The sequence below is a fragment of the Yinghuangia sp. YIM S10712 genome (assembly GCF_051388935.1).
GTDB lineage: Bacteria > Actinomycetota > Actinomycetes > Streptomycetales > Streptomycetaceae > Yinghuangia.
This window is the reverse complement of the sequence record NZ_JBPKBI010000016.1, coordinates 81,523-98,921: the sequence shown is the minus strand read 5'-3', so window position 1 is coordinate 98,921 and position 17,399 is coordinate 81,523. Positions and strand designations below refer to the sequence as shown.

At 71.4% G+C, this 17,399-nt stretch carries 11 protein-coding genes; 6 read left to right on the top strand and 5 right to left on the bottom strand.

The genetic code is table 11. From position 1 onward, the window contains the following. Nucleotides 1-106 precede the first annotated feature (106 nt). Nucleotides 107-463 carry an ArsR/SmtB family transcription factor gene (locus ACRX5W_RS26140; protein ID WP_436790824.1) on the bottom strand — a complete coding sequence of 119 codons (357 nt, stop codon included), beginning with the start codon at nucleotides 461-463 and terminating at the stop codon, nucleotides 107-109. A gap of 124 nt (nucleotides 464-587) precedes the next feature. Between ACRX5W_RS26140 and ACRX5W_RS26135 the strand changes: the two genes are divergently transcribed. After that, on the top strand, nucleotides 588-1,586 hold the full coding sequence (locus ACRX5W_RS26135; protein ID WP_436790765.1) for a zinc-dependent alcohol dehydrogenase family protein: 999 nt from the start codon (nucleotides 588-590) through the stop codon (nucleotides 1,584-1,586). A 104-nt stretch (nucleotides 1,587-1,690) separates the two neighbouring features. Here ACRX5W_RS26135 and ACRX5W_RS26130 read toward each other — a convergent pair whose 3' ends face one another. Next, a complete protein-coding gene (locus tag ACRX5W_RS26130) occupies nucleotides 1,691-2,329 on the bottom strand; it encodes a TetR/AcrR family transcriptional regulator (RefSeq protein ID WP_436790764.1) in 639 nt (212 codons plus the stop codon). Nucleotides 2,330-2,465: 136 nt separating this feature from the next. On the opposite strand from ACRX5W_RS26130, the gene ACRX5W_RS26125 reads away from it, so the two are divergent. Then, nucleotides 2,466-4,469, top strand: a complete 2,004-nt coding sequence (locus ACRX5W_RS26125; protein WP_436790763.1) for a PKD domain-containing protein — start codon at nucleotides 2,466-2,468, stop codon at nucleotides 4,467-4,469. A 46-nt stretch (nucleotides 4,470-4,515) separates the two neighbouring features. Here the strand turns inward: ACRX5W_RS26125 and ACRX5W_RS26120 are convergent, their stop codons facing one another. Beyond that, nucleotides 4,516-4,905 carry a hypothetical protein gene (locus ACRX5W_RS26120; protein ID WP_436790823.1) on the bottom strand — a complete coding sequence of 130 codons (390 nt, stop codon included), beginning with the start codon at nucleotides 4,903-4,905 and terminating at the stop codon, nucleotides 4,516-4,518. Nucleotides 4,906-5,046: 141 nt separating this feature from the next. Between ACRX5W_RS26120 and ACRX5W_RS26115 the strand changes: the two genes are divergently transcribed. Further along, nucleotides 5,047-6,789 (top strand): pyruvate dehydrogenase, encoded by a 1,743-nt coding sequence (locus ACRX5W_RS26115; RefSeq protein ID WP_436790762.1) that lies wholly within the window; start codon nucleotides 5,047-5,049, stop codon nucleotides 6,787-6,789. Nucleotides 6,790-6,795: 6 nt separating this feature from the next. On the opposite strand, the gene ACRX5W_RS26110 is transcribed toward ACRX5W_RS26115, so the two are convergent. Further along, nucleotides 6,796-8,115, bottom strand: coding sequence for a class I SAM-dependent methyltransferase (locus ACRX5W_RS26110; protein ID WP_436790761.1), 1,320 nt, complete (start codon nucleotides 8,113-8,115; stop codon nucleotides 6,796-6,798). A 639-nt stretch (nucleotides 8,116-8,754) separates the two neighbouring features. Continuing rightward, on the bottom strand, nucleotides 8,755-9,594 hold the full coding sequence (locus ACRX5W_RS26105) for an SAM-dependent methyltransferase (protein ID WP_436790760.1): 840 nt from the start codon (nucleotides 9,592-9,594) through the stop codon (nucleotides 8,755-8,757). Between the two features lie 197 nt (nucleotides 9,595-9,791). On the opposite strand from ACRX5W_RS26105, the gene ACRX5W_RS26100 reads away from it, so the two are divergent. From ACRX5W_RS26100 to ACRX5W_RS26090, 3 genes are all read left to right on the top strand, one after another. Beyond that, nucleotides 9,792-11,297: a hypothetical protein gene (locus tag ACRX5W_RS26100; protein ID WP_436790759.1), complete on the top strand. Its 1,506-nt coding sequence runs from the start codon at nucleotides 9,792-9,794 to the stop codon at nucleotides 11,295-11,297. A gap of 36 nt (nucleotides 11,298-11,333) precedes the next feature. Then, nucleotides 11,334-11,549, top strand: coding sequence for a hypothetical protein (locus ACRX5W_RS26095; protein ID WP_436790758.1), 216 nt, complete (start codon nucleotides 11,334-11,336; stop codon nucleotides 11,547-11,549). Between the two features lie 348 nt (nucleotides 11,550-11,897). Further along, nucleotides 11,898-17,363, top strand: a complete 5,466-nt coding sequence (locus ACRX5W_RS26090) for a carboxyl transferase domain-containing protein (RefSeq protein WP_436790757.1) — start codon at nucleotides 11,898-11,900, stop codon at nucleotides 17,361-17,363. Nucleotides 17,364-17,399 lie beyond the last annotated feature (36 nt).

The following is a 17,399-nucleotide window of genomic DNA, read 5'->3' as shown; positions in this document are numbered from 1 at the left end:
TCGCAATAGTTTCATTCCTTATAAGGAAAGGAGAGTTTCACGGACGGCCTTGAGCCGTCAACGCACCGAGGGCGGACGCGGATTCACCGGTCGGGCCCGACGGCGTTCAGGCGTCCCCGGCGGACGGCCCTTCGGGCCGGGCGACCAACGCGCGCAGCAGGCCGGGGAAGGCTTCGTCGATCTCGTCGCGGCGCAGCGCGTTCATGCGCGAAGTACCCACGTAGTACTGGCGGATGAGGCCGGCCTCGCGCAGCACGTGAAAGTGGTGGGTGGCGGTGGACTTGCTGACCGGCAGGTCGATCGTGCCGCAGGCGAGGTCCTCGTGGGAGGCGTACAGGGCGCTGACGATATGACGGCGCACAGGGTCGACCAGGGCTTCGAGCACCTGCTGAAGGCTGATCGTGCGGACATCCGGATGGGCGGGGATCCGCGCGTCCTTGTTCTTCTGCCGTGTTGCCGCCATGGCCTCCACCTCCTGCGCGCATCGTACGGCAGTCATCAAAGTACCATCGTGGTCGAACTTTGACAGCCGTCGTACTTTGCGCTTGGCTGAGCGCGGCGACAACGTTCCGAAAGGGGGCCGGGTGATGGCTGCGACGGTGCGATTTCATGAGTACGGCGGGCCGGAGGTGCTGCGGCTGGAGGATGTGGAGGTCGGCGAGCCGGGGCCCGGCGAGTTGCTGATCAAGGTGGACGCGATCGGGGTCAACCGGGCCGAGGTGCTGTTCCGCGGCGGCCACTACATCGAGCCCGCCAAACGGTTCCCGGCCCGGCTCGGCGCCGAGGCCGCCGGTGTGGTCGAGGCCGTCGGCGCGGGAGTGACGCAGTTCGTGGCGGGACAAGTGGTCAGCGTCGTGCCCGCGTTCTCGATGAACGACTACGCCGTCTATGCCGAGCGCGCGATCGTCCCGGCGAGCGCGGTCGTGCATCGCCCGGCAGAAGTCGACGCGGTCGAGGGCGCGGCGGTCTGGATGCCGTATGTGACGGCGTACGGGGCGCTGGTCGAGGTGGGCGGCATGCAGGCGGGCGACACCGTCGTGCTCACCGCCGCCTCCAGCAGTGTCGGCCTGGCCGCGATCCAGGTCGCCCGGCGCGTCGGCGCGACACCGGTCGCCACGACGCGCAGCCGCGTCAAGCAGGAGGCGCTGCTCAAGGCGGGCGCCGCGGACGTGATTGTCACCGACGAGGAGGACGTCGCCGACCGTGTGCTCGCCCTGACCGCGGGCCGGGGTGCAGAATTCGTCTTCGACGCGGTCGCGGGACCCGGTGTCGTCGACCTGGCCAGGGCGGTCGCTCCCGGCGGCACGCTCTTCCTGTACGGGGCGGTGAGCGGTCGGGAGACGCCCTATCCGGGATTCACGCTCGGCATGCCCGCGCTGAACATGCGCACGTACACGATGCACGAGACGACACGAGACCCGCAGCGGCTGCGCCGGGCCGAGGCGTTCGTCTCCTCCGGTCTGCGCACGGGCGCGTTCCGGCCCGTGATCGACCGGACCTTCGACCTGCACGACGTGGCCGCGGCACACCGCTACATGGAGGCGGGCACTCAGGTGGGCAAGATCGTCATGACCGTCGGCCACTGACGTACCACGGCGGCGTTCCACGGCGCCGCTCCATGGCGCACCTGCGTACGGTGGTCGTCCGAACGGCTTTCCACAGGTCGGCAGTTGGCCTTGCGCGGGCCGCGCTACAGGCCCGCGTCCGGGGCGAGGAGCACCCCACGCGCCTCCATCCAGTTCTGGCCGGTCAGGCGGCGGAACCCGGAGACAAGTGTCTCGCCGAGGTCGAACGTCGGGTCGACCAGCCACTGGGCGCGCAACCCGTTCCACAGGGCCAGGAACTGGCGGGCGGTGTCGGACGGGTCCAGTCCCGGGTGTGCCAGGCCTGTCTCCTGGCGCGCAGCGATGATGTCGGTCCAGCGTTCGCGTGCCTGGCTGTGGAGTTCGGCGAAGAATTCGCGCGCGGGGTGGCCGGGCGTGCCCGCGTGGCCGGCCAGTGCGGTGTCCAGGTTCGTCACCTCCCGGTGGACTCCGGTGGCGTACCGCCGCAGCCGGTCCAGGTCCAGACCTGTCGGGCCGGGTGGCATCCGCTCCTCGTCCTCGTCGTAGGCGCGGCGCAGGGCCGCCACCAGCAGGTGGTCGCGGGTCGGGAAGTGGTACAGGACGGTCGCCTCGCTGGTGCCGGCCCGGGCCGCCGTCTCGGCCGTGGTGACGCCGGCGTGTCCCTTCTCCAGGACGAGGTCGAGGACGGCGCGGGCGATCGTCCGGCGACGCTCGGCGGTCCGGGCGTACGTGCCGCGTGTCCTGGACGGTCCTGTCGACGTCATGGCCGGAACTCTATGGCCCTTGGAACATTGAGTGAAGAGGTGTTTTTAGCGCGCCGAAAACCCGCTGATGACCCCTGGACGGCCTGCGAGGCGAGGATTTACTGTGTGTCACTCGGATTTCTGCTGAGGAGACCCCGTGGACAACGCCGCGCCCGACTTCACCGGCCCCTACCTCGACGTCGACGAATGGCATGACACGCCCGTCCGTCACCGGTACGTGCACGGCGGCTTCACCGGGACCGACACCCGCTTCTCCCTGTACTTCCCGCCTCCCGAGCAGTACCGGGGGCGGTTCTTCCAGCACATCACTCCCGTCCCCGACAGCGAACACCTCGCGCAGAGCGCGACGGGCCGCGAGGACAAGATCGGGTTCGCCGTCTCCAGCGGCGCCTACTTCGTGGAGACGAACGGAGGCGGCAGCCCCGCGACTCCGGGCGGCCAAGCCGATCCGACGGTCACGGCGTACCGCGCCAACGCCGCCGCCGCGCAGCACTCCCGCGAGGTCGCCCGGTCGATGTACGGCGACCACCGCCCCTACGGCTACGCGTACGGCGGCAGCGGCGGCGGCTACCGCACGATCGGCGGCGCCGAGAGCACCAAGGGGGTGTGGGACGGGTTCGTGCCGTATGTCATCGGCAGCCCCATGGCGATACCCAACGTGTTCAGCGTCCGCATGCACGCCCAGCGCGTTCTGCGCGGTGCGCTGGACCGCGTCGCCGACGCCGCAGACGCAGGATCCCGGCAGGCGCCGGACGCCGGGCTGACCGAGGAACAGCGGCAGGCCCTGGCCGAGGTCACGCGCATGGGCTTCCCGACCCGCTCCTGGTTCGGCCACGCGACCATGGGCTTCCACGCCTTCGGCACGCTTTATCCGCACGTCGGGTTGGTGGACCCCGGCTACTTCGAGGACTTCTGGACCGTCCCCGGCCACCTGGGCGCCGACCCCGACTCCTCGGTCCACCGCGACCGCGTACGCCACCGCTGCGCCACCACCGGCACCCTCACCCGCAGCCAGGCCACCGCCCTCGGCGTGCCGGAGCGTCACGCCGAGGGGACTCCGCGCGGCGGCGTCGACAACGCGTTCCAGGGACCGGGCGGCGACGAGGACACCGCCGTGGCCGTCGGTGTGCCCGGGCTGCCCGCCGACACGACGATCCAGGGCGCCGACCTCAAAGTCGTCAGCGGCAAGGCGGCCGGGGCCCGCGTCACCGTCACGGCCGTCCACGGCGACACGGCCGTCCTGGACAACCCCGACAGCCGCGGCGTGTTGGCCGACCTGCAACCCGGCGACACCGTCGAACTCGACAACAGCGCCTTCCTGGCCGCGCAGACCTACCACCGCCACCAGGTCCCGGACGGGACCTATCCCGTGTGGGACCAGTTCCGCGCGGCCGACGGCACACCGCTGTATCCCCAACGGCCTTTCCTGCTGGGCCCGTTGTTCACCGAGGCGGCGTCCGGCCACCTGCCCACGGGGCGCTTCACCGGCAAGATGATCGTCGTGTCGTGCCTGCTGGACCGCGAGGCCTTCCCCTGGCAGGCGGCCTGGTACCACGACCGTGTGCGCGAGCATCTCGGCGACCGCACCGACGACGACTTCCGGCTCTGGTATGTCGACCACGCCCTGCACGGCGACGACGAGGTCCAAGAGCACCCCACTCGCACGGTCAGCTATCTCGGCGTCCTGCACCAGGCGCTGCGCCGGCTCAGCGCGTGGGTCGAGACCGGCGAGGAGCCAGCCGCCACCACCCGCTACACGGTCGACGACGGTCAGGTCCGCGTGCCCGACCGCGCCGCCGACCGGCTCGGCGTCCAGCCCGTGGTCACCCTCACCGCCGACGGCGCCGACCGCGCCGAGGTCGCCGCGGGGCAGAGCGTACGGCTCAAGGCGGTCGCCGAGACGCCTCCCGGCGCGGGCCAAATCGTTTCCGTCGCCTGGGACTTCGACGGCACCGGCTCCTTCTCGGACACCACCGACCCCGGCCCGGCCGTCGCGGTGACCGTCGAACGCGACCACGTGTTCACCGAACCCGGCACCCACTTCGTCACCGTCCGCGTGGCCTCCCAACCCGATGGCGACCCCGCGACCCCCTACGCGCGCATGGACAACCTGGCTCGCGCTCGCATCGTGGTGAGCTGAGGCCCACGGTCTGGAAGGACCGAAGCCGCCGAAGAGGCCGGTGGACTCAGCCCAGGCTGCGCAGGAAACCGCCGCGGGATGTGCCCGATCCCAGGAGGTCGGCCCAGTCCGGCACTTCGGGAAGCCGGTCGAGGGACAGGACGATCGCGCCACCGGCCCGGTCGACGTCCTCGCACCATGCGCCCATCGCGTCCGGCCCGGTGGTCGTGCGCCCTTCGGCGACGACCGCCGCGTCGAACGACGGGATGGCGACCCCGGCGTCACCGGGCCCGTCGACGACGCACATGGTGAGCCGCGCCATGATGCCCCATCCGTCGCATGCGGGCACCGCGCCGTCCGGCGCGGTCACCACGGGCAGGGCGTCGTGGACGGCGGCCTCGGCCAACAGCAGGACGGGTGTGGCGCCTCGAACGAACAGCGTTTTCTCGGGAGTCATCAGCACCCGAACACTCTCGCAGAGCCGGACGACAGTCCACCGCGGGCGGGTCGTCACGTGCACGGTCGTACCGGAAAGTGTGCGGGTGGCCGTCGCCGGACACCTGGCACCTGGTCCTTCGACAGACTAGGGAGCCAGGCCATGGCCAAGCAGACCGTTGCGGAGCAGTACGTCGACCTTCTCGCCCGTGCGGGTGTGCGACATGTGTTCGGAGTCGTGGGCGACAGCCTCAACCCCGTCGTGGACGCCATCCGGCGCAGCGGAGCCGTCGACTGGGTGCAGGTGCGGCACGAGGAAGCCGCGGCGTTCGCGGCCGGGGCGGAGGCGCAGCTCACCGGGCGGCTCGCGGCGTGTGCGGGGTCGTGCGGGCCGGGGAACCTGCACCTGATCAACGGCTTGTTCGACGCGCACCGCTCGATGGCGCCGGTGATCGCCCTCGCGTCGCACATCCCGAGCGACCGGATCGGCACGGGCTACTTCCAGGAGACCCACCCCGACCGCCTGTTCCAGGAGTGCAGTCACTACTGCGAGTTGGTCTCCACCCCGGAGCAGATGCCGCGCGTCGTGCAGACCGCCATCCGGCACGCGGTCGGGCGGCGCGGGGTCTCCGTGGTGACGCTTCCGGGCGATGTGGCGGGCCGTCCGGCGCCCCGGGGCGCGGTGGAGCCGGCGATGGTATCCGGGCCGCCGACGATCCGGCCGGGCGACGACGAGATCGACCGGCTGGTCGCCTTGGTCGACGCGGCCGACAAGGTCACCGTGTTCTGCGGGCGCGGTGTCGCGGGTGCGCACGCCGAGGTGATGGCGTTCGCCGACAAGGTCAAGGCGCCGGTCGGGCACGCGCTGCGCGGCAAGGAACACATCCAGTACGACAATCCGTTCGATGTGGGGATGTCGGGCCTGCTGGGCTACGGCGCCGCGTACGAGGCGATGCACGAGTGCGACCTGCTGATCCTGCTCGGCACCGACTTCCCGTACTCGGAGTTCCTGCCGCACAACGTGCGGATCGCGCAGGTCGACGTGCAGCCGGACCGGCTGGGCCGCCGGACGCAGCTCGACCTGGCGGTCTGGGGAGACGCGCGCGAGACACTGCGCTGCGTGACGCCGCGCGTGCGGGCGAAGACGTCGCGTGCGTTCCTGGACCTGATGCTGGACAAACACCTTGAGGCGCTGGAGCGCGTGGTCGGGGCGTACACCAGGAACGTCGAGGGGCACGTCCCGATCCACCCGGAGTACGTCACCTCGATCCTGGACGAAGAGGCAGCCGACGACGCGGTGTTCACCGTGGACACCGGCATGTGCAATGTCTGGGCCGCCCGCTATCTGACCCCGAACGGCCGCCGCCGCGTGGTGGGTTCGTTCGTCCACGGGTCGATGGCGAACGCGATGCCGCAGGCCATCGGCGCGCAGTTCGCCAACCGGAACCGCCAGGTCGTCTCCATGTCGGGCGACGGCGGGTTCGCCATGCTCATGGGCGACTTCCTGACCCTTGTGCAGTACGGACTGCCGGTCAAGGTCGTGGTCTACAACAACTCGTCGCTCGGCATGGTCGACCTGGAGATGATGGTCGACGGCCTGCCGCCGCACGGCACCCGCTACCCGCACACCGACTACGCCGCGATCGCGACGGCGATGGGTGCCAGGGGCATTCGTGTCGAACGCCCGGCCGAGGTGCGCGGCGCGCTGCGTGAGGCGTTCGCGCACCCCGGCCCGGTGCTGGTGGACGTCGTGACCGACCCCGACGCGCTGTCCCTGCCGCCCAGGATCACGTCGGCGCAGGTCAGCGGGTTCGCGCTGTCGGCGGGCCGCATGGTCCTCGAAGGAGGCGTCGGCCGCATGGTGCAGATGGCGCGGTCCAACCTGCGCAACATCCCCAGGCCGTGACGTGGGTCAGGCCATCGCGCCGGCGGTCAGCAACTGCTGTCGTGTGGGCGGCATCTTCGCGTTGCCGGCCGGGGTGGTGCGGACGGCCAGGATCTGGTTGACGCCGATGCGGTTCTGTTCGAACGCGAGGGCGGATGCGGCCATGTAGAGGCGCCAGACTCGGGCGCGGCCGGGGGTGGTGAGGCGCGCCGCCTCGGCCTGGCCGCGTTCGAGATTGGCGACCCAGGCGCGGAGGGTCCGGGCGTAGTGCTCGCGCAGGGCTTCGACGTCGCGGACCTCGAATCCGGCTTCCTCCAGCACGGACGCGGTGGTGCCGACGGGAGCGAGTTCGCCGTCGGGGAAGACGTAGCGGTCCATGAACTCGCCGATGCGGTATGGCGTTCCATCCACGTGCGGCCGGCAGGAGATCTGGTGGTTGAGGAACCGGCCGCCGGGCTTGAGGAGCTTGTGCATGGTGTCGGCGTAGGCGCGGAACTGCACCGACCCGACGTGTTCGGCCATCCCGATCGACGAGATCGCGTCGTAGGGGCCGTCCTCGATCTCGCGGTAGTCCTGAACGCGGATTTCCGCCCGGTCGGAGCATCCGGCCGCGGCGAGGCGTTTGCGGGCGAAGGCGGCTTGTTCCTCGGAGATCGTGATGCCGACGGCTGTCACCCCGTACCGCTCGGCGGCGTGCGTCACCATGGCGCCCCAGCCGCAGCCGACGTCCAGCAGCCGTTGCCCGGGGCGGAGGCCGAGTTTGCGGCAGATCAGGTCGAGTTTGGCTGTCTGGGCCTCCTCCAGGGTCGCGTGGGGGCTCTCCCAATAGGCGCAGGAGTAGACCATCGACGGGCCCAGGATGAGGGAGTAGAAGTCGTTGCCGACGTCGTAGTGGTGGGTGATCGCTTCGCGGTCCCGGCGCAGACTGTGCAGGCGCCCGCGGCGACGGCGCGCCTCCTCGCGCGGCGGAGCAGGAGGGACGGGGCTTCCGGCGAGTCTGAGTGCTTCGACGGCGAGCCGCAGGTTACCGGTGTCCCGCAGCGCGGCCAGTGCGCGCAGCGTGTCCCGTCTCGTTGTCGTGAGATTCGGTGCCGCACCGAAGAAGCGGCTCAGCGCCTCGTACAGGTCGCCATCGATGTCGAGGTCACCTGCGACCCATGCCCGTCCGAGCCCCAACTCCCCGGGCTTCCACAGGAGCCGGCGCAGCGCCCGCCGGTTGCGGACGACGAGCACGGGCCCACCCGGAGGACCGGCCTCACTGCCGTCCCAGGCGCGGATCCGCAGGGGCAGCGAACCGCCCAGCGGTGTTCGGACGAGTCTCGCGAGACGTTCGGCGGCGTCGGTCATGTTCCAACCTCCCGACAGGGCTGCGACGCACATGCAAAGGAACGGGACCGCCCTTGCCCGCGATCGGCGGGCAATACACAGGACCCGCCCGCACGGCCCACGACGCCGGACGCCATGGACACCGAGGACCGCCCGGGAAGGCCGGGCGTGGATGGCGTCGTACGCGAACTCGGCTGTCACACTCGGTGGTTCGCGTGTCTCGGCGACAGCCTGTCGGTGTCCGGACGCCCTGGAGACCGACAGCGCGGCGGTGGCGGCAGCCTGCGGTTCGACGAGGCGCTGCGCACCCGGATTGCCGCGAGTGCGCAGGTCATGAAGGCGCAAACCCCGAGCATGCGGTCGGGCGGCGGCCCGGACGTCCAAGCCGCGCGCTACGACGGGCCCCCCAGCGAGCCGCGGCCTCGGGTTTGGCGCGGTCAGCCACAAGAAGCCCCACGTCGGATTCGCGGCCCCACGCCTGCCGGGGCCGCGGTGAACTCCGGAGCCGGCCTCACACCCACGCGCGGCCGGGCGTCGGCGTCGAATCGCGAGCGCGGATTTCGTGCCGCGCAGGGCCGAGGCCGCGCGAGACCCGCCGGCTTCGCCGCGCCGACCGATGAGGCGTGCACACCGGAATGCTCGGCCCTGCGAAGAGTCGGTTCACCGTTTGAGGGCGACTCCGCCGAACTCGAACCATTCGGTGGTCTCCTGGACCGGGCCCGCGGTGCCGTCCGGTCGCCAGTCCGAGACGTTGCCGAGCCCCGGTTCGATGGGGTCGAGGCCGGCGTCGGCGATGAAGGCGGTCACCTCGTCCGCGGTGCGCACGCGACCCCAGTTGCCGTGCGTCGTGGCGAGTATCAACTCGGTGCGCTGCCTGCGTACTTCGGGATCGGCGGAGACCAAGTGGGACACGACGACGAGGCTGCCGGGCGCCAGGCGGTCCACGACGCGCCGCAGCAGTGCGCCGGGGTCGTCGCTGTCGGGGACGCAGTGCAGGAGCGACACGAACAGCGCCGCGACGGGACGGTCGAAGTCGATGAGTTTGACGACGTCGGGGTGCCCCATGACGCCGTCCGTGTCGCGGACGTCGGCGGTGATGACCGTGGTGGACGCGTTTTCGGCGAGCAGCGCGCGGCCGTGGGCGAGGACGATCGGGTCGTTGTCGACATAGACGACCCGCGCCTCGGGGTGCACCGACTGCGCGATCTGGTGGACGTTGTCCTGGGTCGGCAGGCCGGAGCCGTGGTCGAGGTACTGCGTGATGCCGTAGTCCTCGGCGATGACGCGGACGGCCCGCTGGAGGAAGCGGCGGTTGTTGATCGTCATGGCCCGGCTGCTGGGGTCGACGGCCAGCATGGCCTCGGCGGCCTCCCGGTCGGCCTTGAAGTTGTCCTTGCCGCCCAGGAGGTAGTCGTATACGCGCGCCACACTGGCCACCGAGACATCGATCCCGGTGGGTGTCCAGTCCGCTATGGGATCTTCTGCGTGATGCTCGGACACCCTTACCCCCGACAGGTTTTGACGGCATGTCAGCCATGCTCGGCGCGTGATCACGCACAGCCTACCCAGGTCGTCAAACCACTCCGAGCGTGCTCCGGGGGCGCGGCCGGACCGCTCGTACAGCCTGCGCGCACCCGCCTCCCGACATAGGCTGAAACGGTTATTTATCGACATGTCTTGTGTATCCAGGGGGCAACATGCGCGGCGACGACGGTGTGGACAGCGCCCCGGAGCCGGACGAGCCGATCGACGTGGACGACGCGTACGACTACGGCGACAGCGACGAGCCGGAACGTCCGCTCTCCGACGAACCGGACGTCTACCTCGACGTTCCGCTCCTCAAAGTCGACGAGATCACCCTCGATGTGGAGGAGCTGCGGGCGCGGGTGTCGCTGGGGGCGGACGTGCTCGACCTGCTCAAGCTCAACGTGGGAGCGGATGTCTCGCTGGGTGCCGTCCACCTCGGGATCAAGGGCGTGGAGGCCCAGGCACTGCTGAAGGTCCGGCTCGACAACGTCGCGGCGATCATCGGCCGGGTCCTGACGACGATCGACCGGAATCCGCAGATCCTGGAGCAGATCACCTCGGGTGTGGGCCGTGCGGCGGAGGAGCTGGGGGGCGGCGCGGGCCGCGCCGTCGGCGAGCTCGGCCAAGGCGCCGGAGGGGCCGTCCGGACCGTCGGCGAGGGCGCCGGGCGGGCCGTCTGGGACGTCGGCAAAGGCGCGGGGCGAGCGGTCGGGGAGGTCGGCGCGGGCGCGGGCAGGACACTCGAAGACGTCGGCGAGGGCGCCGGGCGGGCCGTCGAGGACATCGGCAAAGGCGCCGGACAAGCGGTCGAGGACACCGGACGCGCGGTCGAAGACGTCGGCAAAGGCGCCGGGGAAGTCGTCGAGGACACCGGACGCGCGGTCGAAGACGTCGGCAAAGGCGCCGGGGAAGTCGTCGAGGACACCGGACGCGCGGTCGAAGACGTCGGCAAAGGCGCCGGGGAAGTCGTCGAGGACACCGGACGCGCGGTCGAAGACGTCGGCAAAGGCGCCGGGGAAGTCGTCGAGGACACCGGACGCGCGGTCGAAGACGTCGGCAAAGGCGCCGGGGAAGTCGTCGAGGACACCGGACGCGCGGTCGAAGACGTCGGCAAAGGCGCCGGGGAAGTCGTCGAGGACACCGGACGCGCGGTCGAAGACGTCGGCAAAGGCGCCGGGGAAGTCGTCGAGGACACCGGACGCGCGGTCGAAGACGTCGGCAAAGGCGCCGGGGAAGTCGTCGAGGACACCGGACGCGCGGTCGAAGACGTCGGCAAAGGCGCCGGGGAAGTCGTCGAGGACACCGGACGCGCGGTCGAAGACGTCGGCAAAGGCGCCGGGGAAGTCGTCGAGGACACCGGACGCGCGGTCGAAGGCATCGGAGAAGGCGCCGGCGAGGCGGTGGAGGGCACCGGGCGCGCGGTCGGCGGCGTCGCCGGGAGGGCGGGAGACTCGGCAGTCGAGGCAGCCGGAGAAACCGCCAAGACGGCTCGGAAGCCCGACGCGCCCCGGCAGCCGAGGACCCACAAGACGACGCGGCGCGCCGAACGGCGAACGGCCGACGACGGTCGTGCGGCCACGCGGCCCCGGGCGCGCAAGGCGCGGACCGACCAGGACGCGCCCAGCCCGCCTCGCCGCCCCCGCCGGGACCGAGGGTCCGATCAGCACCCGCCGTGAACGTCCGGCTCCGCCGACGTAGGGATCACCGCGACCGTGGCGGCGGATGACCTGCGCTTCCACGCGCCGCCCCGCGCCGAAGTTCGGTTCAGCGGCAGCCCCGGCCGCGCGTCCGAGACGAAGAGCACCCGCACGAACCTCCCCGACCCGGTGCCGGAGGGGGTGGACTTCCACGACATACGGGTCGTCTACACCCTGGCGAACCGTCTCGTCGTGAGCGCCGGCCCGCCACCGAGACCGCCGGACCGATAGCACCGCGTGCACTCCGCAACCGGTTTGCCGGCGCACAAGTTCTACGCGGCAGGAATGACCGGCGTCCCAAGCGATCGGTGCGCGCGAGACATACGCGCCGCCACCGGACCGCCGCAATACCGCTGTGACCAGGGCAGACAGCCGCTGCGCACGGCACGATCCGCGACACCGCCGGCGTGTCCCCCGAAACCCTCCCTTGTAGGGTTCCTACAAAGTTCCGGCTGCGGCGCACGCGGCGAGGAGCATTGGTCGGCCGACCTTGATCGAGCAGGCTGGCAGCCAGGTACAGGCGATGCCCGGTCCCCGGACGTCGCCTGTTATGCGTGCAAGTCTGGGAGGTCGCAGCCGGTGTTCAGTCGTGTCGCCATCGTCAACCGTGGAGAGGCCGCCATGCGGCTCATCCACGCGGTGCGGGATCTTTCGGCAGAAACCGGCACACACATCGAGACGGTGGCTCTCTACACGGACGCCGACCGCAACGCGACGTTCGTCCGTGAGGCGGACGTCGCGTACGCGCTCGGCGCCGCCGCGTCCCGCCCGTATCTCGACCACGCCGTCCTGGAGCGGGCGCTGGTGGAGACCGGGGCGGACGCCGCGTGGGTGGGCTGGGGATTCGTCGCGGAGGATCCGGCGTTCGCCGAGTTGTGCGCCCGGATCGGCGTCACCTTCGTCGGGCCGAGCCCGGAGGCCATGCGCAAGCTGGGCGACAAGATCGGCGCGAAGCTGCTCGCCGAGGAGGTCGGCGTCCCGGTCGCGCCGTGGAGCCGCGGCGAGGTCGCGACGCTGGAAGAGGCGCTGCGGGCCGGCGACGAGGTCGGCTATCCGCTGATGCTCAAGGCGACGGCGGGCGGCGGCGGGCGCGGGATCCGGAGAGTGGACTCGGCCGAGGACCTGACCGACGCGTACGAGCGCACCAGCCAGGAGGCGCTTCGCGCCTTCGGGTCCGGTGTGGTCTTCCTTGAGCGCCTGGTCACCGGCGCCCGGCACGTCGAGGTGCAGGTGATCGCAGACGGGCAGGGCACCGCGTGGGCGCTGGGCGTGCGGGACTGCTCGGTGCAGCGCCGCAACCAGAAGATCATCGAGGAGTCCGCGTCCCCCGTGCTCGCGCCCGAGCAGGCCGCGGAGCTCAAGGCGTCGGCGGAGCGGCTCGCGCTGGCCGTGGGCTACCGCGGCGCGTGCACGGTGGAGTTCCTGTACCAGCCCGCCGAGAAGCTGTTCGCGTTCCTGGAGGTCAACACCCGGCTCCAGGTCGAGCACCCGATCACCGAGGTGACGACCGGCGTCGACCTGGTCCGGCTCCAGTTGCACGTGGCGAGCGGCGGGAAGCTGGAGGGCGACCGGCCGCGCGAGATCGGGCACGCCATCGAGGCCCGGCTCAACGCCGAGGACCCCGACCGCGACTTCGCTCCCGCACCGGGCCGCGTCGCGCGCCTGGTGCCGCCCGCCGGTCCCGGGGTCCGGGTGGACGCCGGTGTCGGCGAGGGAGACACCATCCCGGCGGACTTCGACTCGATGATCGCGAAGATCATCGCGTACGGCCGTGACCGCGAGCAGGCCCTGGGCCGCCTGCGCCGGGCGATGGCCGACACCGAGGTAATCATCGAGGGCGGTGCGACGAACAAGAGCTTCGTGCTCGACCTGCTCGACCGGCCCGAGGTGGTCGGCGCCGTCGCGGACACCGGCTGGATCGACCGCGTCCGTGCCGAGGGCGATCTCGTGTCGCACCGGCACTCCGGGGTGGCGCTGGTGGCCGCCGCGATCGAGGCGTACGAGGAGGAGGAACGCGTCGAGCGGCGGCGGCTGTTGGCGACGGCGTTCGGCGGGCGCCCACAGTTGCGCCACGAATCCGGACGTCCGCTGGACCTCAAACTGCGCGGCGCCGGTTACCGCGTGCGGGTCGCGCGGGTGGGCGCGCAGCGGTTCCGGGTCGCCGTCGAGGCCGGCGGCGAGGTCCGCACGGCCGATGTCGACCTGGAGCGCTTCGGCCGGCACACCGCGCGGATCGCCGTCAACGGCACGCGGTACCGCCTGCTCACGGATGTGCACGGGCCGACCCACCTGGTCGAGGTCGACGGCACCGCGCACCGCATCAGCCGCGACGAGGGCGGCGTCGTACGCTCCCCCGCCCCCGCGCTGGTCGTCGCCACGCCCGTGCCGGTGGGCGCGGAGGTCGAGGCGGGCGCCGCGGTTCTGGTGCTGGAGAGCATGAAGATGGAGACGGTGCTGCGGGCACCGTTCAAGGCGCGCCTGAAGGAGTGCGCGGTCTCCGTCGGCAGCCAGGTGGAGACGGGCGCGCCGCTGCTGCGGCTGGAACCGCTGGGCGACGGGGCCGAGGACGAGTCGTCGGCGGTCGGTTCGGTCGCGCTGGACCTGCCCGTGCGCCCGGGCGACGTCCCGGCGCGGGAGCGCGCCGCGCGGGGCCGGGAGGATCTCCGCGGTCTGCTGCTGGGCTTCGATGTCGACCCGCTCGACGACCGGCGGGTTCTCGACGACTACCTGGCCGCGCGCCGGGCGGCGGCCGAGGACGGCCACGAGTCGCTGGCCGAGGAGCTTGAGCTCGTCGGGGTGTTCGCCGATCTCGCGGAGCTGAGCCGCAACCGGCCGGCGAGCGAGGAGGGCGGCGGGCACGTCTACAGCGCCCGCGAGTACTTCCACACGTACCTGCAGAGCCTCGACGTCGAGCGCGCCGGGCTGCCGGAGGCGTTCCAGGCCAAGCTCGCCAAGGCACTCGGCCACTACGGGGTCACGGGCCTGGACCGCTCCGGCGAGCTGGAAGCCGCAGTGTTCCGGATCTTCCTCGCGCAGCAGCGCGCGTCCGCCGATGCCACAGCCGTGGGGGCGCTGCTGCGCGCCTGGCTGCAAGAGCCACCGCCGGACGAGACGCTGCGCGGCGCGGTCGGGCCGGCGTTGGAGCGGCTGGTGGCCGCGACCCAGGTCCGCTTCCCGGTGGTGGCCGACCTCGCGCGCAGCGTGGTGTTCGGGTGGTTCGTCCAGCCGGTGCTGCGCCGCGACCGCGCCCGCGTCTACGCCGACGTACGCAAGCACCTGCGCCACCTGGACGCGCAGCCGGACGCGCCGGACCGCGCTGAGCGCATCGCCGAGATGGTCCGCAGCACCGAACCGCTCGTGCGGCTGCTCGGCAGGCGGCTGGTCCGCGACGACCTGGACAACACGGTCATGCTGGAGGTGTTGACCCGGCGCTACTACGGCAACAAGGGCCTGACCGCCGTCCGCACCCACCAGGCGGCGGGCTGCACGTTCGTGGTCGCCGAGCGCGAGGACTCCCGCGTGGTCTCCGCCGCGGTCCGCTTCGAGGCACTGGACGACGCCCTGCGCGGTCTCGCGGAGCTCGCGGACGGCCGGGACGACATCGACGCCGACCTGTACCTGTCGTGGGAAGACCAGCCTGAGGACTCCGAGGCGATGGCCGCCGCGCTCCACGCGATGGTCGGCGCGCGGGCTCTGCCCGGGCAGGTCCGCCGGCTCACCGCCACGGTCGCGGGCGGCGGCGCGGTGATGCACCACCACTTCACGTTCCGCCCGTCCGATTCGGGACCGGGGATGGCCGAGGAGCGGCTGATCCGCGGCCTGCACCCGTGCATCGCGCAGCGGATGCAGTTGGAGCGGCTGAACGCGTTCGACCTCACCCGGCTCCCGGCGTCCGACGAGGAGGTCTACCTCTTCCGGTGCGTGGCCCGGGACAACCCGTCGGACGACCGTCTGGTGGCTTTCGCCCAGGTGCGCGACATGGCCGAACTACGGGGTCAAGACGGCAAGTTGGTCGCACTGCCGACGGCAGAGGACACGGTCGCGGTCTGCCTCGACTCGATCCGGCGCGCCCAGTCTGGTCGGGCGAGGAAGGGGTTCACCACCAACCGGATCGTGGTCTACGTGTGGCCGCCGGTCGACTTCACCCACGAGGAACTGGAGACGATCGGCAGGCGCGTGCTGCCGACGACCGCGGGCGCGGGCCTGGAGGAAATCCTGTTCCTCGCGCGGCAGCGCGACCGGGAGACGGGCGCGCTGTCCGAGATCGCCGTGCGCTTCTCCTTCGACGCGGCCGGCGGATCCGAGCTGACCGTGGGCGAGCCGTCGACCGAGCCGGTCGAGCCGATCGACGGCTACCGCCAGAAGGTGCTGCGCGCCGCCGGCCGCAACACCGTGTATCCGTACGAACTGACAAGCCAGCTTGGTGACTTCGTCGAGTACGACCTCGACGACGACCACACGCTGGTGCCGGTCGACCGGCCGAAGGGGCGCAACACGGCGGCGATCGTCGCGGGCGTGGTCAGCACGCCGACCGAGCGGCACCCGCAAGGTGTCACCCGGGTGGTGCTGCTCGGCGACCCGACGAAGTCGCTCGGCGCGCTGTCGGAGCCGGAGTGCCGCCGGGTGATCGCGGCCCTCGACCTGGCGGAGCGGATGCGGGTACCGCTGGAGTGGTACGCGCTGTCGGCCGGGGCACGGATCTCCATGGAGTCCGGCACCGAGAACATGGACTGGGTGGCGGCGGCGCTGAAGCGCATCGTCGAGTTCACCCAGGGCGGCGGCGAGATCAACATCGTCGTGGCCGGCATCACCGTCGGGGCGCAGCCGTACTGGAACGCCGAGGCGACGATGCTCATGCACACCAAGGGCGTGCTCGTGATGACGCCGGACTCGGCGATGGTGCTCACCGGCAAGCAGTCGCTGGACTTCTCCGGCGGGGTGTCCGCCGAGGACAACTTCGGCATCGGCGGTTACGACCGGGTCATGGGCCCGAACGGCCAGGCGCAGTACTGGGCGCCCAACCTGCTCGCCGCCCGCGACGTGCTGATGGCGCACTACGAGCACACCTACGTGGCGGAGGGTGAGAAGACGCCGCGGCAGGCCGCCACCGACGACCCGCTGGGCCGCGACATCTCGGACTTCCCGCACGCGGTCGAGGGCAGCGACTTCACCTGCGTCGGCGAGATCTTCTCGGCCACGCACAACCCGGACCGGAAGAAGCCGTTCGACATCCGCACGGTGATGCGCGCGCTGTCGGACCAGGACCACCCGGTGCTGGAGCGCTGGTCGGGCATGGTCGACGCGGAGACGTCGGTGGTGCAGGACGTCCACCTCGGCGGCCACCCGGTGTGCCTGATCGGGATCGAGTCGCGGTCGGTGCCGCGGCGCGGCTTCCCGCCCACCGACGGGCCGGACACGTACACCGCGGGCACGCTGTTCCCGCAGTCGTCGAAGAAGACCGCCCGCGCGATCAACGCCGCGTCCGGCAACCGGCCGGTGGTCGTGCTGGCGAACCTGTCCGGGTTCGACGGCTCGCCGGAGTCGATGCGCAAACTCCAGTTGGAGTACGGCGCGGAAATCGGCCGGGCGATCGTCAACTTCGACGGGCCGATCGTGTTCTGCGTGATCTCGCGGTACCACGGCGGAGCGTTCGTGGTGTTCTCGAAGGCGCTCAACCCGAACATGACCGTGCTCGCACTGGACGGCTCGTTCGCGTCGGTCCTCGGCGGCGCCCCGGCGGCGGCCGTGGTCTTCTCCGGCGAGGTCGACAACCGGACCGCCACCGACCCGCGCGTGACCGAGTTGCAGTCGAAGATCTTCGCGACCGATGGCGCCGAACGCGCCGCGCTGCACGCGCAGTTCGCCGAGGTGCAGCCGGCCGTGCGAGCGGAGAAGCTGGGCGAGGTCGCCGCCGAATTCGACCGCGTGCACAGCATCCGGCGCGCGGTCGAGGTCGGCTCGGTGGACGCGATCATCAGCGCCGCGGAGCTTCGGCCGAGGGTCATCGAGGCAGTCGAGCACGGCCTGAAGCGCTGGCAGGGCTAGCCTGCTCTGCCCTGTGCACTCCGCCCTCTGCGCCGG